This is a genomic window from Pseudomonas lutea (assembly GCF_000759445.1).
In the GTDB taxonomy this organism is placed as follows: Bacteria; Pseudomonadota; Gammaproteobacteria; order Pseudomonadales; family Pseudomonadaceae; genus Aquipseudomonas; species Aquipseudomonas lutea.
This window is the reverse complement of the sequence record NZ_JRMB01000003.1, coordinates 417066-438427: the sequence shown is the minus strand read 5'-3', so window position 1 is coordinate 438427 and position 21362 is coordinate 417066. Positions and strand designations below refer to the sequence as shown.

The following is a 21362-nucleotide window of genomic DNA, read 5'->3' as shown; positions in this document are numbered from 1 at the left end:
CGGTCTGGGTTGTTTCCCTTTTCACGACGGACGTTAGCACCCGCCGTGTGTCTCCCATGCTCGGCACTTGTAGGTATTCGGAGTTTGCATCGGTTTGGTAAGTCGGGATGACCCCCTAGCCGAAACAGTGCTCTACCCCCTACAGTGATACATGAGGCGCTACCTAAATAGCTTTCGAGGAGAACCAGCTATCTCCGAGCTTGATTAGCCTTTCACTCCGATCCACAGGTCATCCGCTAACTTTCAACGGTAGTCGGTTCGGTCCTCCAGTCAGTGTTACCTAACCTTCAACCTGCCCATGGATAGATCGCCCGGTTTCGGTCTATTCCAGCGACTAGACGCCCTATTAAGACTCGCTTTCGCTACGCCTCCCCTATTCGGTTAAGCTCGCCACTGAAAATAAGTCGCTGACCCATTATACAAAAGGTACGCAGTCACCCAACAAAGTGGGCTCCCACTGCTTGTACGCATACGGTTTCAGGATCTATTTCACTCCGCTCTCCGCGGTTCTTTTCGCCTTTCCCTCACGGTACTGGTTCACTATCGGTCAGTCAGTAGTATTTAGCCTTGGAGGATGGTCCCCCCATGTTCAGACAAGGTTTCTCGTGCCCCGTCCTACTCGATTTCATTGACAAGAGATTTTCGCGTACAGGGCTATCACCCACTATGGCCGCACTTTCCAGAGCGTTCCGCTAATCTCAAATCAACTTAAGGGCTGGTCCCCGTTCGCTCGCCACTACTAAGGAATCTCGGTTGATTTCTTTTCCTCAGGGTACTTAGATGTTTCAGTTCCCCTGGTTCGCTCCATACACCTATGTATTCAGTGTAAGGTAACTGTCTTATGACAGCTGGGTTCCCCCATTCAGACATCTCCGGATCACAGTCTGTTTGCCGACTCCCCGAAGCTTTTCGCAGGCTACCACGTCTTTCATCGCCTCTGACTGCCAAGGCATCCACCGTATGCGCTTCTTCACTTGACCATATAACCCCAAGCAATCTGGTTATACTGTGAAGACGACATTCGCCGAAAGTTTGCATTTCACAAACTTTACCTTAGCCTGGACACGCACCAGTGAAAGAGGTGCCCAGTCTATATTTCAATCACATACCCAAATTTTTAAAGAACGATCTAATCAAAAGACTAGAAATCAACACTCATCATCCATCGGATGGAGCGCTCATTTCTAAGCTTTCAGCAGTCAGAAGCAGTTATGGTGGAGCCAAACGGGATCGAACCGTTGACCTCCTGCGTGCAAGGCAGGCGCTCTCCCAGCTGAGCTATGGCCCCATAACAAAATTGGTGGGTCTGGGCAGATTCGAACTGCCGACCTCACCCTTATCAGGGGTGCGCTCTAACCAACTGAGCTACAGACCCAATTTCGAGCTTGTAACTGTTAGCGTGAGCTATCAGCTTGGAGCTTAAAGCTGCTTCTATCGTCTTCTTCAATGAATCAAGCAATTCGTGTGGGAACTTGCGAAGAAGCTGAGTCTTCGATTAAGGAGGTGATCCAGCCGCAGGTTCCCCTACGGCTACCTTGTTACGACTTCACCCCAGTCATGAATCACACCGTGGTAACCGTCCTCCCGAAGGTTAGACTAGCTACTTCTGGTGCAACCCACTCCCATGGTGTGACGGGCGGTGTGTACAAGGCCCGGGAACGTATTCACCGCGACATTCTGATTCGCGATTACTAGCGATTCCGACTTCACGCAGTCGAGTTGCAGACTGCGATCCGGACTACGATCGGTTTTCTGGGATTAGCTCCACCTCGCGGCTTGGCAACCCTCTGTACCGACCATTGTAGCACGTGTGTAGCCCAGGCCGTAAGGGCCATGATGACTTGACGTCATCCCCACCTTCCTCCGGTTTGTCACCGGCAGTCTCCTTAGAGTGCCCACCTTAACGTGCTGGTAACTAAGGACAAGGGTTGCGCTCGTTACGGGACTTAACCCAACATCTCACGACACGAGCTGACGACAGCCATGCAGCACCTGTCTCAATGTTCCCGAAGGCACCAATCCATCTCTGGAAAGTTCATTGGATGTCAAGGCCTGGTAAGGTTCTTCGCGTTGCTTCGAATTAAACCACATGCTCCACCGCTTGTGCGGGCCCCCGTCAATTCATTTGAGTTTTAACCTTGCGGCCGTACTCCCCAGGCGGTCAACTTAATGCGTTAGCTGCGCCACTAAAAGCTCAAGGCTTCCAACGGCTAGTTGACATCGTTTACGGCGTGGACTACCAGGGTATCTAATCCTGTTTGCTCCCCACGCTTTCGCACCTCAGTGTCAGTATGAGCCCAGGTGGTCGCCTTCGCCACTGGTGTTCCTTCCTATATCTACGCATTTCACCGCTACACAGGAAATTCCACCACCCTCTGCCCTACTCTAGCTTGCCAGTTTTGGATGCAGTTCCCAGGTTGAGCCCGGGGATTTCACATTCAACTTAACAAACCACCTACGCGCGCTTTACGCCCAGTAATTCCGATTAACGCTTGCACCCTCTGTATTACCGCGGCTGCTGGCACAGAGTTAGCCGGTGCTTATTCTGTCGGTAACGTCAAAGCAGCGAAGTATTAATTAGCTGCCCTTCCTCCCAACTTAAAGTGCTTTACAATCCGAAGACCTTCTTCACACACGCGGCATGGCTGGATCAGGCTTTCGCCCATTGTCCAATATTCCCCACTGCTGCCTCCCGTAGGAGTCTGGACCGTGTCTCAGTTCCAGTGTGACTGATCATCCTCTCAGACCAGTTACGGATCGTCGCCTTGGTGAGCCATTACCTCACCAACTAGCTAATCCGACCTAGGCTCATCTGATAGCGCAAGGCCCGAAGGTCCCCTGCTTTCTCCCGTAGGACGTATGCGGTATTAGCGTCCCTTTCGAGACGTTGTCCCCCACTACCAGGCAGATTCCTAGGCATTACTCACCCGTCCGCCGCTGAATCAGGGAGCAAGCTCCCTTCATCCGCTCGACTTGCATGTGTTAGGCCTGCCGCCAGCGTTCAATCTGAGCCATGATCAAACTCTTCAGTTCAATACTGCAATTAGGTTTTGAGAAAACCTTATAAACTTGGCTCAGCAATCGTTGGTTAAACCATGATTTCTCGTGGAGTAACTTGCGATGCTGATAATCTTGCGACTTCAGTCTTACAGCACAAGCACCCACACGAATTGCTTGATTCAGTTGTTAAAGAGCGGGTGGTTAAGATCTTTCGTCTCAACCGAGGCGCGCATTCTACAGCGTCTCTTGTATCTGTCAAGCGGTTATTTTAAGAAGTTTTCAAAGTTTCCTTATCAACTTCAACCACTTGCGCTTCGTTCGACTTGGCGTCTCACGTCAGCGGGAGGCGAATTCTACAGCGTTACAACCTGCTGTCAACTGCCTTTTTCACCGCTGTCGATTCAAGCATCTGAACCGAAGCATTCCTCGCTGCTTACTTCGTCCAACTCTTTGATTACCAAGGAGTTTTCCGTTTCTTCTGCGCCGGAAGTGGGGCGAATTATAGACAGATCCAGAGAGGCGTCAAGCACTTATTTAACGAAACTGTCATATCGGTCAAAAATGCTCAGATGCGCCCGTGTTTGATCGCTTGCCAACGCCGTGGTCAAAGACTCGGGAAAGCAAACTGCGACGCCTCGTGGCTCGCACGTTGTGGCCAGCGCTGCGTAACCGCTTTGCGACGGGTATAGAACCGCACGCCATCAGGCCCGTAGGCATGCAGGTCGCCGAAAAGTGAACGTTTCCACCCACCGAAGCTGTGGTAGGCAACCGGCACGGGCAGCGGGACGTTAACGCCAACCATACCAACTTCGATCTCGTCGCAGAACAGCCGGGCCGACTCACCGTCTCGGGTAAAGATGCAGGTGCCGTTCCCGTACTCATGGTCATTGATCAACTGCATGGCTTGTTCAAGGCTAGCCACCCGCACGATGCACAGAACCGGGCCGAAGATCTCCTCTTTGTAGATCCGCATGTCAGGCGTGACCTGATCGAACAGACAACCTCCCAGGAAGAAGCCGTTCTCGTGCCCTGCCACGCTAAGCCCACGACCATCGACCACCAACCTCGCGCCGGCGATTACACCGTCTTCTATATAGGTGCTGACCTTGTCGCGATGTTGCCCTGTGACAAGAGGCCCCATATCAAGGCCACTGGAAGTTCCGGCGCCTATTTTCAACTCGTTGATTTGCGGGACCAGCCTGGCGATTAGCGCATCCGCAACTTGATCCCCCACGCACACAGCAACGGATATCGCCATGCAACGCTCACCGCACGAGCCGAAGGCGGCGCCCATCAAGGCGCTTACGGCATTGTCCAGATCCGCATCCGGCATCAACACTGCGTGATTCTTTGCGCCGCCCAGTGCCTGCACCCGCTTGCCGCGTGCAGTTGCCTCTTTATAGATGTATTCGGCGATCGGCGTGGAACCGACAAAACTTAATGCCTTGATCTCAGGAGCTTCTATCAGCGCGTCGACTGCCTGCTTGTCCCCATGAACAACATTGAGCACGCCTTTGGGTAACCCTGCTTCTTGCAACAGCTCTGCGATGAACAACGTCGAACTGGGGTCGCGCTCGGAAGGCTTGAGGATGAAACAATTCCCGCACGCGATCGCCAGTGGGTACATCCACAGCGGAACCATCGCGGGAAAATTGAACGGGGTAATGCCTGCCACTACGCCAAGCGGCTGAAAGTCAGACCACGCGTCGATATTGGGCCCGACGTTGCGGCTGTACTCACCCTTGAGTATCTCCGGCGCGGCGCAGGCATATTCAACGTTCTCGATTCCGCGCTTGAGTTCGCCTGCCGCATCTTCAAGGGTCTTGCCATGCTCCTCGCTGATCAGCCGGGCAATGCGCCCCTCGTTTAGCTCCAGCAACTGCTTGAAGCGAAACATGACCTGGGCGCGTTTCGCAGGGGGTGTGTTACGCCATGCGGGAAAAGCAGCTTTCGCAGAATCGATCGCCTGCTGAACGGTTGCGCGGCTGGCGAGCGGTACCCGCCGGATGACCTGACCGGTCGAGGGGTTGTACACGTCGGCAGTGCGGTCGTCTTCACTGACCCGCTCACCATGGATCAGATGCTGAATGGTGTTCATGTATAACTCCGGAACAATCGCTCTGCGTGGCAACCCCAGTTGCGCGCGATAGCATTGATAAGTCAGTCGATTTGATTGAGGGCCTGACCGACCGCATCAAACATGCGGTCCAGGTCTTCGGGCTTGCTGTTGAAGGTCGGTCCAAACTGGAGCGTGTCGCCGCCGAAGCGCACATAGAACCCGGCTCTCCAGAGTTTCATGGCTGTTTGGAATGGACGCACAATGGCGTCCCCGTCGCGCGGAGCAAGCTGGATGGCGCCCGCGAGCCCGTAGTTGCGGATGTCTACAACGCTTTTGCTGCCTTTGAGGCCGTGCAAGGAGCGCTCAAAATGGGGGGCTGTTTCGGCCACCCGCTGCACCAGACTTTCCCGTTGGAGGATATCCAGCGCAGCAAGGCCTGCCGCACAAGCCACCGGGTGCGCCGAGTAGGTGTAGCCGTGAGGAAATTCCACCGCGTATTCAGGCGTAGCCTGGTTCATGAACGTCTGGTAAATCTCGGTACTGGCGATGACCGCGCCCATGGGAATCGCACCGTTGGTGATTTGCTTGGCGATGCACATGAGGTCAGGCGTGACGCCAAAGCTGTCGGCGCCGAACATCGCACCGGTGCGGCCGAAACCAGTAATCACTTCGTCGAAGATCAGCAAGATATTGTGCTGATCACAGATTTCACGCAGACGCTTGAGGTAACCCTGTGGCGGAACAATCACGCCGGCGGAGCCTGCCATGGGCTCGACGATCACCGCGGCGATATTCGACGCATCATGCAGCTCGATCAGCTTGAGCATTTCATCTGCCAGCGCAATGCCACCCTGCTCCGGCATCCCGCGCGAATAAGCGTTACTGGCAAGCAAGGTATGGGGGAGATGGTCTACGTCCATCAACTGTCCGAACATCTTACGGTTGCCGTTAACACCTCCCAGGCTGGTGCCCGCAATGTTCACACCGTGGTAGCCACGGGCGCGGCCGATCATTTTGGTCTTTGTCGCTTGCCCCTTCAGCCGCCAGTACGCGCGCACCATCTTGACGGCGGTGTCGGCGCATTCCGATCCGGAGTCGGTATAGAAAACGTGGTTCAGATTTCCTGGGGTCAGGTCGGTGATTTTTTCAGCCAGCTGAAAAGACAGCGGATGACCAAACTGAAACCCCGGGGAATAGTCCAGCGTCCCTAGCTGCCTGGACACTGCCTCCTGGATTTCCTTGCGCGTGTGCCCTGCCCCGCACGTCCACAGCCCAGACAGCCCATCGTAGATTTTTCGGCCTTTATCATCCGTGAGATAGCTGCCCTGAGCCGCGACGATCAGTCGTGGATCCCGATGGAAATTTCGGTTTGCGGTGTAGGGCATCCAGTGGGCGTCGAGCTTGAGCTGGCTGGCCAACGACATGTCGGACGATTCGGGCATATTCATGGGAATGACCTCATGGGGCGTGTATGGCCTGCGTCCGATGTGTGCGAGCAGTAGCAGGGCCTGTTGCAGCTAAAGTGCCATGGCCCTAAAGTCTGGAAAACACCACTTTTACGATCTTCAGTTAACCGGTCGCTAAACTATGAGCACCCGCCGAAACGATCCTCTGGCGCAAGTCAGCGATTTTGATATCCGCCTGCTGCGAATCTTCCGCAGCGTCGTTGAGTCCGGGGGCTTTTCAGCTGCGGAGAGCGCGTTAGGCATCGGACGCTCTGCCATTAGTCAGCAGATGAGCGACTTGGAACAACGTCTCGGACTTCGCCTGTGCCAGCGCGGTCGTGCGGGGTTTTCTCTGACGGAAGAAGGCCGGGAGGTTTATCAGTCATCGCTGCAATTACTCAGCGCTCTCGAGAGTTTTCGCACAGAGGTCAACGGCCTTCACCGACATCTGCGAGGTGAACTGAACATCGGTCTGACGGATAACCTGGTCACCCTGCCCCACATGCGTATTACCCACGCGCTTTCACAGCTGAAAGAGCGAGGGCCGGACGTGCTTATCAACATCCGCATGATCGCGCCCAACGAGGTTGAGCAGGGCGTACTCGACGGTAGCCTGCATGTGGGTGTCGTCCCTCAAGCGAGTGCATTGTCGGGACTGGAATACCAGGCGCTTTATAGCGAGCGATCCCTGCTGTACTGCGCGGTGGGCCATCCGCTGTTTTACGCAGACGATGCGCAACTCGACGATGAGCGCCTGGCCGTCCAGGAAGCTATCTCCCCAACTTTTCGGCTGCCTGGCGAGATCCAGGCCCATTATCAATCACTTAAATGCACCGCCAGCGCATCGGACCGGGAAGGCATGGCGTTCCTGATTTTGACGGGGCGCTACATTGGGTACCTGCCTGATCACTACGCAAACCTGTGGGTGCAGCAGGGACGGCTGCGTGCGTTGAAGCCAACGGCAAGGTTTTACGATTTGAGCCTCGTGACCGTCACGCGCAAAGGCCGTCGCCCCCATTTGGTGCTGGAGAGTTTTCTGGAAAGCCTCGCTGCTACACGATGAGGCCAGTCGTAACTCAGGGTGTCACAGCTACGCCAGCCTGAAGCGCACGCGAAGGTGCCGAAGCCCTTTGTACACGGGCATTCAGGCATAAGCGCCAGCTGGGTATCTGATCAGTTGGACAGGTTTTTGCAATGAGGCTGGTGATCGAAGCCAACTTCAAAACCGAGAACCCTACATGCAGCCCGACGCGCGCGAAACTGACGACCTTATATACGGACTCAACGACCGGCCGCGTCCTGCGCCGGCCCTGTTGGCAGCCACCCAGCATGTGCTGGCGGCGTTCGTGGGCATTATTACGCCGCCATTGATTATCGGATCGGCTCTGGGCCTTGGCGCGTATATGCCCTATCTAATCAGCATGGCCTTGATGGTCTCGGGGGTCGGCACGTTCATTCAAGCGCGCCGACCATTTGGCATCGGCGCGGGGATGATTTGCCTGCAAGGCACCAGCTTTGCATTTCTGGGCGCCGTGTTGTCTGCAGGCTTCATGGTCAAGCAGCGCGGTGGCAGTGCGGAGGACATCATGGCCATGGTGTTTGGTGTGTGCTTCTTCGGCGCACTTGTGCAGATCGTGCTGAGCCGCTTCATTGGGCAGTTGCGCCGTGTGATTACTCCTCTGGTCACAGGCATTGTCATCACGCTGATCGGCGTGAGCCTGATTAATGTCGGGGTGACCGACCTGGGCGGTGGCTTCAACGCGCCGGACTTCGGAGCGCCCGTCAATCTGGCTCTAGGCGTTCTCGTACTGGCAGTCATCATCGTCTTGAATCGCTCGAATGCGCCCTGGTTGCGGTTGTCAGCCATCATCATCGGGCTGGCGGTGGGAAGCCTGGCGGCCTGGTTCAGCGGAAAATTAGTACCGCAGTCAATTGCTGACGCGGCGCTGGTAAGCATTCCTGTCCCCTTCAGATTTGGCATGAGCTTTGACTGGGCGGCTTTCCTGCCGGTAGCGCTGATTTACCTGATCAGCAGCATCGAAACCGTCGGCGACCTGACCGCCAATTGCATGCTGTCTCGCGAGCCGATTAACGGCGCTGGCTACATTGCACGGCTGAAAGGAGGCGTCTTGGGCGACGGCGTGAGTTGCATGATCGCCGCGACGTTTAGCGCGTTCCCGAACACAACCTTCGCTCAGAATAACGGGGTGATTCAGCTGACCGGCGTGGCCAGTCGTTATGTTGGTCTGTACATCGGTGCAATTCTGTTCCTGCTCGGATTGTTTCCGGTCATCGGCGCGATCCTTCAACAGATCCCCAAGCCGGTACTTGGCGGCGCGACACTGGTGATGTTTGGCAGCGTCGCAGCGGCAGGTGTCCGGATTCTCGCGCAGGCGCCACTCGATCGCCGCAGCATGTTGATCATTGCGACCTCTTTTGGGGTCGGGCTGGGCATCGCCGCGCAACCAACGCTGCTGCATCATCTACCGCAGTGGGTACAAAGCCTGTTTGACTCTGCCATCACCAGCGGCGGGCTGACGGCCACCATGATGTGTTTGCTGATTCCGGAAGCCAAGGTCGTGAATCAGGCCGATCTCCCGGCAGTCGAATCTTTTGAGCACTGATTTACAGGCGCAACGCTTGTCGGATTCGCGCGGGTGCGTTATCTGTTTCAGCGCCTCGCACCCAATGATCCGCCTGGAACCGCACATGACCCTCGAAGTCCCTGCTCACAGCCCAAGCGTCACCAAGCCTGCCAGCCGTATTCGTCAGAAGAATGAAGAGGCGATCCTGAAAGCCGCCGAGGATGAGTTCGCCCGCCACGGATTCAAAGGCACCAGCATGAACACCATTGCGCAACATGCCGGCTTGCCGAAAGCTAATCTGCACTACTACTTCACCAACAAGCTTGGCCTGTATATCGCGGTGCTGAGCAACATCATCGAATTGTGGGACAGCACCTTCAACAACCTGACCGCCGAGGACGACCCGGCGCAGGCCCTGACGCAATACATCCGCGCAAAGATGGAATTCTCCCGTCGCCAGCCGCAGGCCTCGCGCATTTTCGCGATGGAAATAATCAGCGGGGGTGAATGCCTGAACCAGTATTTCAGCCAGGATTATCGCGAATGGTTTCAAGGTCGTGCTGCAGTCTTCCAGGCCTGGATCGATGCCGGAAAAATGGACCCGGTCGACCCGGTGCATTTGATTTTCCTTCTATGGGGCAGCACTCAGCATTACGCTGACTTCGCCACGCAGATTTGCCAGGTCACCGGTCGCACCCGCCTGACCATGCAGGACATGGAAGCCGCTGGGGATAACTTGATCCGGATCATCCTCAAAGGCTGCGGGCTCACGCCCACGCTATAAGCCTGTAAATCAAACGCAGTCTGGATGTATCGATGCCTTTTACCCTCACCGGCCCCACCGAATTTCGCGAAGATATTCGCAAAAGCCGCTTCATTACGCTTGCTGCGCCGATCGGTAGCGCCACCGACGCTCAGGCATTTATCGAGCAACACAGTGATCTCAACGCCACGCACAACTGTTGGGCCTGGAAGCTGGGCGCACAGTACCGCAGCACCGACGACGGCGAACCCGGCGGCACGGCCGGGCGGCCAATCCTGGCGGCCATCGATGCACAGGATTTTGATCGGGTTGTCGTTTTGGTGATTCGCTGGTACGGCGGCATTCAGCTGGGTACGGGCGGGCTGGCGAGGGCCTATGGTGGAGGCGCCAACAAATGCCTGCAGCAGGCCGCTCGTGTGGCACTGATCAATCGAGTGCCCCTGCATTTTGAATGCACCTTCAGTGAGCTGGCCTTGATCAAGCTGCGTCTCGCTGAACTCAACGGCGTGGTAGAAGAAGAGCGCTTCAATGCCAATGGGGTCGGCTTATCGATAGCGCTGGCCCCCGAGTCTATCGACACGCTTGGTCGTCAATTGTCGGATATCAGCCGCGGACGCATCGTATTGCAGCGGGCTCAATAGCGACCGGCGTTCTCTTGCAAGTCGCGACCGGGATGGGCCTCTGCATGCGCAGTACTGCCGAGCACGCTTGCCCACATCTACTGTGCATCTGCCTGTGGACAAGCTGAGTACACACCGCTGTAGCCCACGGTCTGCAAGGCTTTGCCTAGACTGCTCACTTTTTGACCAAACCAGACGCATACTCGATAAAAAAGCGTTAAAACAGCGGGTTAGCAAGTTTTCCCAAAGCATTGCGACGGTTTTTATCGGATTGAATCCCTTAAACTGCCCTTTTTCAAAATGCGCTGCAGAGCAACCTGTGGATAACCCGCTCGCAGCTCAGTAACCGAAAAAGCAAATTCCCGGGGGCCGGCGGTGTCCACCCTTTGCCTGAATTTTTTTGTATGTCTGCACAGGAGTCAGTTGCATGCCCACCTCAAAAACAGCGCTGGTCATCGGCGCGTCGCGCGGCCTTGGTCTCGGATTGGTGAAACGTCTGACGGAACTAGGCTGGGAAGTCACTGCCACGGTCCGGGATCCCCATAAGGTCGACGAGTTGAAGGCTCTGCCGAATGTTCACTTGCAGACACTGGACATGGACGAGCAATCCTCCCTTGAAGTGCTCACCCACAACCTCAAAGGTCAAACCTACGACCTGCTCTTCGTCAACGCCGGGGTAATGGGTCCGGTGCATCCGAATCCGACCGATGCCACCGCGGGTGAACTGGGCCAGCTGTTTCTGACGAACGCCGTGGCGCCGATCCGCCTGGCGAAACGATTCGTCGACCAGATCTGCCCTGACACGGGTGTAATTGCTTTCATGAGTTCGGTCCTTGGCAGCGTGACCATGCCGGATGCCCCGGAGATGGCGTTGTACAAAGCCAGCAAAGCAGCGTTGAACTCCATGACCAATACGTTCGTGACTCAACTGGGCGAAAACAAACCCACCGTGCTTTCGGTGCATCCCGGCTGGGTTCGCACAGCGATGGGCGGTGAAGGCGCCGACATCGACGTCGAAACCAGCGTACGCGGGATCGTTGAGCAACTGGAAAAGTTCGCGGGTAAAGGCGGACATCATTTCGTGAACTACAAGGGTGAGACGATTCCCTGGTGATGCGAAGCCAGTCGCGTCAGCTTGTCTGTCGCGACTTGTCGGCTTCGACGACCACCCATTAGAATTCCGCCCTCGTTGCAGCGCCCTTGACGCTGCAACGACCCTGGATCAGCAGACAGGGCAACACTGAGCTGGCGACCTGAACTCACTTTTCAGAGGAGCCGGCCAATGCCTGCGATCCGTACCTGGTTAAAAAATCCCCTTGCCGTCTTTACGGCCAACGATCTGGACGCGCGCGGCGGCTTGGTCATTGAAGGCGGCGTTATTGTCGAAGTACTGCCGCTGGGGCATCTGCCTTCGCAGCAGTGCGAGACCGTGTTCGATGCACGTGAGCATGTGCTGCTTCCCGGCTTGATCAATACCCACCACCATTTTTACCAAACCCTGACTCGTGCATGGGCGCCCGTAGTCAATCAGCCGTTGTTCCCATGGCTCAAGACCCTTTATCCGGTATGGGCACGGTTGACGCCGGAAAAGCTCGCACTGGCCAGCAAAGTTGCGCTGACAGAACTGCTGTTGTCCGGCTGCACCACTGCGGCTGATCATCATTATTTGTTCCCGCAGGGCCTGGAAGATGCCATCGACATCCAGGTGCAGAGCGTTCGCGAACTGGGCATGCGTGCCATGCTGACTCGGGGTTCGATGACGCTGGGCGAAGCCGACGGCGGGCTGCCACCCCAGCAGACCGTTCAGCAGGGGCAGGTAATTCTCGACGACAGCGTACGGTTGATTCAGGCCTATCACGAACGTGGCGACGGGGCGCAGATCCAGATCGCGCTGGCGCCCTGCTCGCCGTTTTCCGTAACCACCGAAATAATGGCCGAAAGCGCTGCCCTGGCCGAGCAGCATGACGTGCGTCTGCACACACATCTGGCCGAAACCCTCGACGAAGAAGACTTCTGCCTGCAACGTTTTGGCCTGCGGACGGTGGATTATCTGGACAGCGTCGGCTGGCTGGGACCTCGCACCTGGCTGGCTCATGGAATCCACTTCAATAGCGAGGAGATCGCTCGCCTCGGCCAGGCCGGGACCGGAATTTGTCACTGCCCGAGTTCGAACATGCGCCTGGCCTCTGGTATCTGCCCCACGCTGGACCTGCTTGCGGCGGGCGCGCCCATAGGGCTTGGCGTCGATGGCTCCGCGTCAAACGATGCCTCGAACATGATGCTCGAAGCGAAACAGGCGCTGTATCTGCAGCGGCTGCGCTACGGCGCGCAAAAGATCACGCCGGAACTGGCCCTGGGCTGGGCGACCAAGGGCTCGGCGCAGTTGCTGGGCCGCGCAGACATCGGTGAACTGGCCGTGGGTAAACAAGCAGACCTGGCGCTGTTCAGGCTGGATGAGTTGCGCTTCTCCGGCAGTCACGATCCGCTATCCGCGTTGCTGCTGTGCGGCGCTGATCGTGCGGACCGGGTGATGATTGGCGGGAAGTGGCGGGTAGTGGACGGGCAAGTCGAAGGATTGGACTTGAAAAGCTTGGTAGCGAACCACCGGCAGGCCGCCGCGGAGTTGATCAAGGGCTGACCGTACTCAATGTGTGGGAGCGTTCAGCCTCCCGCAGCATCAGATGAAAGGGTGAATCGCATCACCCCTTCTTTTGTTGCGAGCAAAACTGACGCCTACAGCCCCATCAACGACAGCATGATGAAAGTCGCAAACAGCACGAAATGCGTCATGCCTTCGATGGCATTGGTTTCGCCATCGTTTAGGTTGATGGCGCACACCAGCAAGGTGACGAAGATCATCACCGTTTGCACCGGTGTCATCGCCATCTGAAACGCCTGACCACTGTAGAGCGCCATCGCCTCCATGACTGGGACCGTCAAGATCACCGTCGACAGCGAGGCACCGAGGGCGATATTGACCACCGACTGCATGCGGTTGGCCAGTGCGGCGCGCAATGCGGTCAGGATTTCAGGCGCCGCGGAAATGGCCGCCACCAGGATCGCCGTCATCACCGGCGGCGCACCGCTGCCTTCAAGGCCCAGGTCCACGGCTTTCGACATCACCTCCGCCAACGCGCCGATGACCACCACACCAAACACCAGGGTAACGATCGAACGGGTGAGATTGACTTCCTCATGCGGCTGTTCCGCCTGGTCCTTGCGACGCTTTTTATCTGGATAGCTGTAACTGAAGAAATAACTGTGCGGGCCGACCTGCATACGCAGGAACAGGGCATACAGCAGGATCATCGCGCCGATGGTAAAGGCCGAGTACAGCTTCCACTTGCCCTCTGGAATGAACTCCGGCACCACCATCGATACCGCCATTGCGGTCAGAATCATCACGCTATAAGAGCGGGCCGAGTCGTCGTTGTAGGATTGCTCCCCGTGCTTGAGCCCGCCCATCAAAGCAGCGAGGCCCAGAATGCCGTTGATGTCGAGCATCACTGCCGAATAGATGGTGTCCCGTACCAGCGTGGGAGACGGTTCGTTGCTCATCATGATTGCCAGGATCACGACCTCAACCAGCACTGCCGAAAGCGTGAGGATCATCGTCCCGTAGGGATCACCAACCTTTTCTGCCAGCAACTCGGCATGGTGAGCCACTCGCAACGAGGCACAGATGATAAAACCCACCAAGGCGATGCCGGCAATCAACGCGACGGTATGCCCATGACCCAGCAACTGGTGTTCGAACGGGTAGGCAAAACAGGTCGCAATGACCGCCAATAGAAGAAACTTTTCCTGCTTGAGAATTGTGCCCATCGCTGCCTTTTAGCCCTTTGCGACCCTGGCCGCACATCCATGAAGTGAAGTTTGCTGAAGCGCTTGAGAGTGCGTATGTAAACAAAGGTTTCAAGACAGGGTAGCAGCGGGTAGCGACACATCGTCGCGCTGTGGCTTGAAAAAGCCTTGGATGAAAGCGCTTCCCAAGACCGTTGAGGCGCCCGCCACGCCTGCCAATGCGGGCCGGCGGGACAAAACCCCGCACAAAACCGGTTCCGCCGATGACTGAACCGTCCGGTCAGGTTTTATTCGGCGCGCGCGCCCGACTCTGTAGAATGCCCGCCATTGCACCTTACGAGATAAGCCCATGTACGATTGGTTGAACGCGCTGCCCAAGGCAGAACTGCACCTGCACCTGGAGGGCTCGCTTGAGCCGGAACTGCTGTTTGCTCTGGCTGAGCGCAACAAGATCGCCCTGCCCTGGGCGGATGTTGAAACGCTGCGCACGGCGTATGCGTTCAATAACCTGCAGGAGTTTCTGGACCTTTACTACCGTGGCGCAGACGTGCTGCGTACCGAGCAGGACTTCTACGACCTGACCTGGGCCTACCTTGAACGCTGCAAGGCGCAGAACGTCATTCATACCGAGCCGTTCTTCGACCCACAGACCCACACTGATCGCGGCATTCCATTTGAAGTGGTGCTCAACGGCATCTCCGCTGCATTGAAGGACGGCAAGGAAAAACTGGGCATCGGCAGTGGCCTGATCCTCAGCTTCCTGCGGCATTTGAGTGAAGACGAAGCCCAGAAAACCCTCGACATGGCGCTTCCGTATCGCGACACGTTTGTGGCAGTCGGCCTCGACAGTTCGGAAATGGGCCATCCGCCGAGCAAGTTCAAGCGTGTGTTCGATCGCGCTCGCGGCGAGGGCTTCCTGACGGTTGCCCACGCAGGGGAGGAAGGTCCACCGGAATACATCTGGGAAGCACTCGATCTGCTCAAGATCCAGCGAATCGATCACGGCGTGCGCGCTATCGAAGACGAGCGCCTGATGCAACGCATCATCGACGAACAAATCCCGCTGACGGTCTGCCCGCTTTCCAATACCAAGCTGTGCGTGTTCGATCACATGGGTCAGCACAACATTCTCGACATGCTCGAACGGGGTGTGAAGGTGACCGTCAATTCTGATGATCCGGCGTATTTCGGTGGCTATGTCACTGAAAACTTTCACGCGTTGCACACGCATCTGGGCATGACTCAGGACCAGGCCACGCGCCTGGCCCAGAACAGCCTTGACGCTCGCCTGGTCAAACCCTGATCACTGCCATCAAGGTTCAACACGGCGTGCAGGCCCTGTGCCGAATACGCCGCGCTGCGGGTCGGTGCATCAGGCTGCTGAGGCGATTTTGCTGATTTCCCGCTGGCCGTTGGAGGAGACCTGCAAGGTGCTGGCCTCCTCCGTCGCCCGCAACCATCCCAATTGCATAAACAACTGCAGAAGCCCCGCGCCCAGCGCGCCTCCCAAATGCGGCGTGTTTTCGTGGCAGTTGACGCAGGTGCAGAGCACTTCGCGTCGTCTGTGAGCCAACGCAGGAATAAAAATGCCACGCTCAGCAAAGCGCGATATGCCAATACTGGTGACCTCAAGACGACGCTCTGACTGCTCGATCCATCCCGCGCCCAACATTCGCAAATAAAGTTCAGCGCCCATCTCGCCACCCAGATGGTCCGCGCATACGCTGGCCCGACAAAGCGGCAGCGGCGGCAGTGGTTGCGCCATGCTGCGGCTGATCAAGTCGGCGCTTACCATCGAGGCGCTCACCAGCGCATGAACGGCCGCCCTGACTTCCGGCGCAGCGAGGCGAAAGAAGCGTTTACGTCCGCGGACTTCGTGGCGCAGCAGCCCGCCTGCGGCGAGGCGTGACAGATGCGCGCCGGCGGACGAGGTGGAAAGGCCTACAAGCGAAGCCACTTCATCAGCCGCTCGTGACGTGCCGTCCATGAGCGCCCAAACGATGGCACTGCGCTTGGGGTCGGCAAGCAACGCAGCAATCTGGCTGATGCAAGGTACGTAATCCATGTCTTCACTCCCTGTTGAACATTTGTCTTAGCGGACCGGCGCTTGTACCCGGGTCGAGGCCTGCAGCCCAGGCGGTATCACGGGTGTGATAAACGGGCGCCAACGCCTTGCCGTGGTTAACCATCATCGTCGGTTGAAGCAATAGCGCGTTTTGATTCAAGTCACGCCAGTTGACGGTAGCCAACCGGAACTTGCAAAGGTTGAAGATTGATGCGGCGCCCTGATACAGAGTCACGCGCCGGAATTAAATAGGATCCATGACGGCGCTTAGTATAAGTCTTCAAACTCATGAGAGACCCATCGGCTGAATGCCAAGGCTGTGACTTGTGGGCCATATCGGCAAATGTTGGGGGACGATCGGTTTTCGTTCAACAGCGCTGGAAGTGGCACAGCAGGTCCATACCCAATGGAAATGGGCCTTTGCCATGTCGGTGCAGGATTCAGGGTTTCACCTCACAGCAATTGCCTACACCGACAACTCCAAAAACCTTCAAGAAAATAATCTGCAATCGAGGGCCAAGATCGAGGTATTCACACCATCTCAGGTTGAGGTCCAACTACAGATTTAATGCGCTGTAAGAAGTTTCTAGTTATGAAGTAGTCATGAGGCCTATATAAAAAGGCTTTTTAAACAGGGTGAACATGTTTATACAGGCACGCCGTTGCAGAGGCGCGCCGAAATGCGCGGAAAGTCGGCAACGCGCCTGCGTTGCCGAATCACTTCAGATACGCACGTCCGAATGCGGTTTCATCGCGTCGCGCTTGTGCTGTGCCCGTCGTGTAATCACAGCCAGCGTCACGGCCAGTACGCCGCAAAGTGTAATGACGGTCGCCATCGGTACAGCCGTCCCGTCGTGCAACACACCCACCAATGCCGCCGCGCCCGCCGCGACGCTGAATTGCATGCACCCCAGCAACGCGGACGCACTGCCTGCGCGTTTGCCCTGCCCACTCATTGCGCACGCCGAGGCGTTTGGAATGATGCAACCGAGGCTGGCGATATAGACGAACAACGGCACCAGCAGCGGCCATAACTTTTCGGTGTGCAGCGAGGCGATGGTCAGCAGTACGACAGCGGCGGTCAGATAAATCCACACCGTGCGCGACAGCAGCCAGGCTGGGCCAAATCGGCCAACGAGCCGGGCATTGACCTGCGCGATGAGGATGAAGCCCGCGGCGTTGATGCCGAACAACCAACCGTAGTGTTCAGCAGGGACGCCGTAGAGCTTGATGAACACGAAGGGCGAGCCGGCGATATAGGAAAACATCCCGGCCATTGCGATCCCCCCCGTGAGCGCATGCCCCAGGAAGATGCGGTCGCCCAGCAGATTCCAGTAAGACCCAAGCGCGCCTGAAAGCGGGAGCCGCGGGTGCCCGGCCGGCATGCTCTCCGGCAGACCTTTGAATACCGCCGCCGCAGTGAGCGCGCTGAACACCGTCAGCGTCAGGAAGATGGCCTGCCAGCCTACGACATTGACCAGCAACCCGCCCAGCATCGGCGCCAGGATGGGCGCCAGTCCCATGACCAGCATCAACTGTGAGAACACTTTGGCAGAGTCCACCGGCGAGCACTTGTCACTCACGATTGCACGCGACAGCACCATGCCGGCACAACCACCCAACGCCTGTACGAAGCGAGCGGCAATCAACCATTCAAGCGACGGCGCCAAAGCACACGCCAACGACGCGAGGGTAAATAAGCCTACCCCGAACAACAGGGGAATTCGGCGACCGAACCGGTCCGCGATAGGCCCGTAGGCGAGCTGCCCGATGCTCAGGCCAAGGAAGTACGAAGCCAGGGTCAGCTGGACGTGCTTCTCGTCCGTGCCGAACGCCAGGGCGATGGCGGGGAACCCCGGCAGGTAAAAGTCGATGGCCAGAGGGCCGAAAGCGCTGAGTGCGCCGAGGATCAGGATTGTTCTGAGGTTCATCAATCTTCCTAAACAGTTTTGCGCAGCGCGACAGTTTAGCAACCCTGGAAGTTGAAGAACTGCCGCTGCGAGCGTTGCGAACCGTTTTTTTTACGCGCCATCCGTTCAGCGAACCATCGGAACTATTAACTGAAAAAGTCGGAACTTTAGCCGCACGACCGAGCATCGGTTAATGGATTTCCTACAGCGCTTTTACAAATAACTCACAGAAGCGCTTCTAGACTTTTATCAAGAAGTGAGGAAATCAAAATGAATGCGCGATGGGCTGTGCTGTGGTGCGTTGTAGCTGTTGCCGGATGTCAGTCTACCCATGACCAGTTGTTGGCCGAAGGCTATCCACCTGCCTTCGCCGACGGTTTTCAGGACGGCTGCGGCAGCGGCCGGCAGTCCATCGACATCATCAAAGGGCAGTACAAAAAGGACGTGCCCCGCTACCTGCGTGACACGCTCTACGCCCAAGGCTGGAGTGATGGATTTCGGCAATGCCAGGCACAACTCGCAAACCGCAATCTTCAGGATCAGGGCCGAGACAGCATCTGGAATGATCGCGACCGTGACTGGGACCATCAGCGGACACAGGATGCTGCCAAAGCTTACCGGTCGCATTGATATCCCAATGCTATAAAAGCCAGGGACGAAACTATAAAGGGACGGTCATGGCCCAACGTACCTAAGCCATGAACAGGAGCCCCGACATGAGCCGTGCCTTCGTCAACGAAGACAACGCCGCCGCGCAGGTCAATCAGCCGGTAGAACGGCAAATCAGTGCCCAAACCAATTACGTGACGCAACGCGGCCTGGCCCAATTACACGACCAGGTCGCGTCACTGCAGGCACAGTACAGCGAGCAAAACGCTCTCGGCGATGATGCCGACAAACAGCGCATGGCCGAGATCGAACGCGATTTGCGTTACTTCAACCAACGGCTGCAGAGCGCCCAGGTGGTTAGCGTCACGCCTGCAAATGACCGTGTTCAGATCGGCAGTTGGGTGACGTTCGCCGATGAGGACAACACCGAACAACGCATGCAACTGGTCGGCGAAGATCAGGCCGATGCTGGCAGCCAGCTGATCAACTGGGCATCGCCGCTGGGTAAGGCGCTGCTCGGTGCAAGCGTAGGCGACGAAGTGACGTGGAAGCGCCCGGTGGGGGACGTCGTGATTGAGGTGGTGCGAATCGAGGCCGACGACTGAGCGCCCCGTACGAACCTTTGCTAACCACCAAAAAAAACGGAGCCGCCAAGGCTCCGTTTTTTATGAAGCCGAAAGATCAGGCCAGCTTTTTGTGACGCACGCGGTGCGGCTGAGCGGCAGCCTCGCCAAGGCGTTTCTTGCGATCGGCCTCATACTCGGTGTAGTTGCCTTCGAAGAACACCGCTTGCGAATCGTCTTCGTACGCCAGGATGTGCGTCGCGACGCGGTCAAGGAACCACCGATCGTGAGAGATCACAATGGCAGCGCCCGGGAAGTCCAGCAGCGCTTCTTCAAGCGAACGCAGCGTTTCAACGTCGAGGTCGTTGGACGGTTCGTCGAGCAGAAGGACGTTGCCGCCCTCTTTCAACGTCAGGGCCAGGTGCAGACGACCGCGCTCACCGCCGGACAGGTCCTTGACGAACTTCTGCTGATCGCCGCCTTTGAAGTTGAAACGGCCGACGTAGGTGCGTGACGGAATCTCGTAATTGCCGATCCGGATCTGGTCAGAGCCGTCGGAAATCTGCGCGAACACGGTTTTGCTGCCGTCCAGGTCATCGCGACTCTGATCAACGCAGGCCAATTGCACGGTTTCACCGATCTCGATAGAGCCGGAGTCAGGTTGCTCCTTGCCCATCAGCATGCGGAACAGGGTCGACTTACCGGCACCGTTACCGCCGATCACGCCGACGATGGCGCCCTTGGGCATGGCGAACGACAGGTTATCGATCAGCACACGGTCGCCGTAGCCTTTGGTGACGTTCTTGAACTCGATGACCTTGTCGCCAAGACGCGGACCGGCCGGGATGTAAATCTCGTTGGTTTCGCTGCGCTTCTGGAATTCCTGCGACTGGAGCTCTTCGAAACGCTGCAGGCGGGCCTTGGATTTCGACTGACGTGCCTTGGCGCCCTTGCGTACCCACTCCAGCTCTTCTTTCATGGCCTTTTCATGGGCCGACTGCTGCTTGGATTCGGCCGCCAGACGGTCGGACTTGGCTTCCAGCCAGCCGGAATAATTGCCCTCGTAAGGAATACCGGCGCCGCGGTCGAGCTCCAGAATCCAGCCGGCGACGTTGTCGAGGAAGTACCGGTCGTGGGTGATGGCTACCACGGTACCCGGGAAGTCGTGCAGGAAGTGCTCGAGCCACGCCACGGAATCGGCGTCCAGGTGGTTGGTAGGTTCGTCGAGCAGCAACATGTCGGGGGCAGACAACAACAGGCGGCAGAGGGCCACTCGGCGCTTTTCACCACCGGACAGGTGCTCGACCTTGGCATCCCATGCCGGCAGACGCAACGCATCGGCGGCGACTTCCAGCTGACGCTCAAGGTTGTGACCATCGCTGGCCTGCAGAATCGATTCGAGCTTGGCCTGCTCGGCTGCCAACTTGTCGAAGTCGGCGTCAGGCTCGGCGTAGGCTGCATAGACTTCGTCCAGGCGTGCCTGAGCGTCCTTGATCACGCTGACCGCTTCTTCGACTACTTCACGTACCGTTTTCGAAGGGTCCAGCTGCGGCTCCTGCGGCAGATAGCCGATATTCAGCTCAGGCATCGGGCGCGCTTCGCCGTCGAACTCGGTGTCAACACCGGCCATGATTTTCAGCAGCGTGGATTTACCCGAACCGTTGAGGCCGAGGACGCCGATCTTGGCGCCGGGGAAAAACGAGAGGGAGATGTTTTTCAGGATTTCCCGCTTCGGCGGAACAACTTTGCTCAGCCGATGCATGGTAAAGACGTATTGAGCCATGGATTGAAAACCTGGAGTAAGACTGTGAATAAAGGTGCGAGCCCAGTGCTGTCGCATAACGCTTTTATCTTCGCGCTGCAGCTTGCCTCAGTGCGATGCCGGACCCTTGAATGGATAAGGGCCGGGTCGGCGCCGTAACGAAGAACTTCCGAGGAC

The 21362-nt window shown here is 57.2% G+C and carries 16 protein-coding genes, 2 tRNA genes and 2 rRNA genes; 10 read left to right on the top strand and 10 right to left on the bottom strand.

All coding sequences use genetic code 11. From position 1 onward, the window contains the following. The 6 genes from LT42_RS22780 to aptA form a co-directional block, all read right to left on the bottom strand. A 23S ribosomal RNA gene (locus LT42_RS22780) occupies positions 1-980 on the bottom strand; the annotation flags it as partial. 232 nt (positions 981-1212) lie between these two features. Continuing rightward, a tRNA-Ala gene (locus tag LT42_RS22775) sits at positions 1213-1288 on the bottom strand. A gap of 10 nt (positions 1289-1298) precedes the next feature. Next, a tRNA-Ile gene (locus LT42_RS22770) sits at positions 1299-1375 on the bottom strand. Between the two features lie 121 nt (positions 1376-1496). Further along, positions 1497-3033 (bottom strand): 16S ribosomal RNA (locus tag LT42_RS22765). A 571-nt stretch (positions 3034-3604) separates the two neighbouring features. Further along, on the bottom strand, positions 3605-5098 hold the full coding sequence (locus LT42_RS22760; RefSeq protein ID WP_037018504.1) for a CoA-acylating methylmalonate-semialdehyde dehydrogenase: 1494 nt from the start codon (positions 5096-5098) through the stop codon (positions 3605-3607). A gap of 62 nt (positions 5099-5160) precedes the next feature. Continuing rightward, on the bottom strand, positions 5161-6507 hold the full coding sequence (gene aptA, locus LT42_RS22755) for an omega-aminotransferase AptA (protein WP_037018502.1): 1347 nt from the start codon (positions 6505-6507) through the stop codon (positions 5161-5163). 139 nt (positions 6508-6646) lie between these two features. Here aptA and LT42_RS22750 point away from each other — a divergent pair, with 139 nt between their 5' ends. The 6 genes from LT42_RS22750 (at position 6647) to LT42_RS22725 (ending at position 13110) form a co-directional block, all read left to right on the top strand. Further along, positions 6647-7567, top strand: coding sequence for a LysR family transcriptional regulator (locus LT42_RS22750; protein WP_037018499.1), 921 nt, complete (start codon positions 6647-6649; stop codon positions 7565-7567). 175 nt (positions 7568-7742) lie between these two features. Further along, entirely contained in the window at positions 7743-9128 is a 1386-nt protein-coding gene (locus LT42_RS22745) for a uracil-xanthine permease family protein (RefSeq protein WP_037018496.1), read from the top strand. Positions 9129-9213: 85 nt separating this feature from the next. Next, complete coding sequence (locus LT42_RS22740; RefSeq protein ID WP_037018494.1) at positions 9214-9873, top strand: TetR/AcrR family transcriptional regulator; 660 nt, start codon at positions 9214-9216, stop codon at positions 9871-9873. Between the two features lie 32 nt (positions 9874-9905). After that, the gene (locus LT42_RS22735) at positions 9906-10493 is read left to right on the top strand and encodes an IMPACT family protein (protein WP_037018491.1); all 588 of its coding nucleotides are present in this window, start codon (positions 9906-9908) and stop codon (positions 10491-10493) included. 406 nt (positions 10494-10899) lie between these two features. Beyond that, positions 10900-11586, top strand: coding sequence for an SDR family oxidoreductase (locus tag LT42_RS22730; RefSeq protein ID WP_037018490.1), 687 nt, complete (start codon positions 10900-10902; stop codon positions 11584-11586). A 168-nt stretch (positions 11587-11754) separates the two neighbouring features. Further along, positions 11755-13110: an 8-oxoguanine deaminase gene (locus LT42_RS22725; protein ID WP_037018487.1), complete on the top strand. Its 1356-nt coding sequence runs from the start codon at positions 11755-11757 to the stop codon at positions 13108-13110. Positions 13111-13205: 95 nt separating this feature from the next. Here the strand turns inward: LT42_RS22725 and LT42_RS22720 are convergent, their stop codons facing one another. Next, positions 13206-14297 carry a calcium:cation antiporter gene (locus tag LT42_RS22720; protein WP_037018484.1) on the bottom strand — a complete coding sequence of 364 codons (1092 nt, stop codon included), beginning with the start codon at positions 14295-14297 and terminating at the stop codon, positions 13206-13208. Positions 14298-14625: 328 nt separating this feature from the next. Here LT42_RS22720 and LT42_RS22715 point away from each other — a divergent pair, with 328 nt between their 5' ends. Continuing rightward, a complete protein-coding gene (locus LT42_RS22715; RefSeq protein WP_037018482.1) occupies positions 14626-15579 on the top strand; it encodes an adenosine deaminase in 954 nt (317 codons plus the stop codon). A 69-nt stretch (positions 15580-15648) separates the two neighbouring features. Here LT42_RS22715 and LT42_RS22710 read toward each other — a convergent pair whose 3' ends face one another. Continuing rightward, positions 15649-16341: an ArsR/SmtB family transcription factor gene (locus LT42_RS22710; RefSeq protein WP_037018480.1), complete on the bottom strand. Its 693-nt coding sequence runs from the start codon at positions 16339-16341 to the stop codon at positions 15649-15651. 326 nt (positions 16342-16667) lie between these two features. Between LT42_RS22710 and LT42_RS22700 the strand changes: the two genes are divergently transcribed. Then, complete coding sequence (locus LT42_RS22700; RefSeq protein ID WP_037018474.1) at positions 16668-16910, top strand: hypothetical protein; 243 nt, start codon at positions 16668-16670, stop codon at positions 16908-16910. A 153-nt stretch (positions 16911-17063) separates the two neighbouring features. Here LT42_RS22700 and LT42_RS22695 read toward each other — a convergent pair whose 3' ends face one another. After that, positions 17064-18272 carry a Bcr/CflA family multidrug efflux MFS transporter gene (locus LT42_RS22695; RefSeq protein WP_037018472.1) on the bottom strand — a complete coding sequence of 403 codons (1209 nt, stop codon included), beginning with the start codon at positions 18270-18272 and terminating at the stop codon, positions 17064-17066. A 249-nt stretch (positions 18273-18521) separates the two neighbouring features. On the opposite strand from LT42_RS22695, the gene LT42_RS22690 reads away from it, so the two are divergent. Both LT42_RS22690 and LT42_RS22685 read left to right on the top strand, forming a co-directional pair. Further along, positions 18522-18881 carry a hypothetical protein gene (locus LT42_RS22690; protein ID WP_037018470.1) on the top strand — a complete coding sequence of 120 codons (360 nt, stop codon included), beginning with the start codon at positions 18522-18524 and terminating at the stop codon, positions 18879-18881. An 86-nt stretch (positions 18882-18967) separates the two neighbouring features. Next, complete coding sequence (locus LT42_RS22685; protein ID WP_037018467.1) at positions 18968-19465, top strand: GreA/GreB family elongation factor; 498 nt, start codon at positions 18968-18970, stop codon at positions 19463-19465. Between the two features lie 76 nt (positions 19466-19541). Here LT42_RS22685 and ettA read toward each other — a convergent pair whose 3' ends face one another. Next, positions 19542-21206, bottom strand: a complete 1665-nt coding sequence (gene ettA / locus LT42_RS22680; RefSeq protein ID WP_037018465.1) for an energy-dependent translational throttle protein EttA — start codon at positions 21204-21206, stop codon at positions 19542-19544. Positions 21207-21362 lie beyond the last annotated feature (156 nt).

Coding starts and splice junctions, on each gene's coding strand:
- LT42_RS22760 (WP_037018504.1), bottom strand. CDS start 5,098: ATGAACACCATTCAGCATCTGATCCATGGTGAGCGGGTCAGTGAAGAC.
- aptA (WP_037018502.1), bottom strand. CDS start 6,507: ATGAATATGCCCGAATCGTCCGACATGTCGTTGGCCAGCCAGCTCAAG.
- LT42_RS22750 (WP_037018499.1), top strand. CDS start 6,647: ATGAGCACCCGCCGAAACGATCCTCTGGCGCAAGTCAGCGATTTTGAT.
- LT42_RS22745 (WP_037018496.1), top strand. CDS start 7,743: ATGCAGCCCGACGCGCGCGAAACTGACGACCTTATATACGGACTCAAC.
- LT42_RS22740 (WP_037018494.1), top strand. CDS start 9,214: ATGACCCTCGAAGTCCCTGCTCACAGCCCAAGCGTCACCAAGCCTGCC.
- LT42_RS22735 (WP_037018491.1), top strand. CDS start 9,906: ATGCCTTTTACCCTCACCGGCCCCACCGAATTTCGCGAAGATATTCGC.
- LT42_RS22730 (WP_037018490.1), top strand. CDS start 10,900: ATGCCCACCTCAAAAACAGCGCTGGTCATCGGCGCGTCGCGCGGCCTT.
- LT42_RS22725 (WP_037018487.1), top strand. CDS start 11,755: ATGCCTGCGATCCGTACCTGGTTAAAAAATCCCCTTGCCGTCTTTACG.
- LT42_RS22720 (WP_037018484.1), bottom strand. CDS start 14,297: ATGGGCACAATTCTCAAGCAGGAAAAGTTTCTTCTATTGGCGGTCATT.
- LT42_RS22715 (WP_037018482.1), top strand. CDS start 14,626: ATGTACGATTGGTTGAACGCGCTGCCCAAGGCAGAACTGCACCTGCAC.
- LT42_RS22710 (WP_037018480.1), bottom strand. CDS start 16,341: ATGGATTACGTACCTTGCATCAGCCAGATTGCTGCGTTGCTTGCCGAC.
- LT42_RS22695 (WP_037018472.1), bottom strand. CDS start 18,272: ATGAACCTCAGAACAATCCTGATCCTCGGCGCACTCAGCGCTTTCGGC.
- LT42_RS22690 (WP_037018470.1), top strand. CDS start 18,522: ATGAATGCGCGATGGGCTGTGCTGTGGTGCGTTGTAGCTGTTGCCGGA.
- LT42_RS22685 (WP_037018467.1), top strand. CDS start 18,968: ATGAGCCGTGCCTTCGTCAACGAAGACAACGCCGCCGCGCAGGTCAAT.
- ettA (WP_037018465.1), bottom strand. CDS start 21,206: ATGGCTCAATACGTCTTTACCATGCATCGGCTGAGCAAAGTTGTTCCG.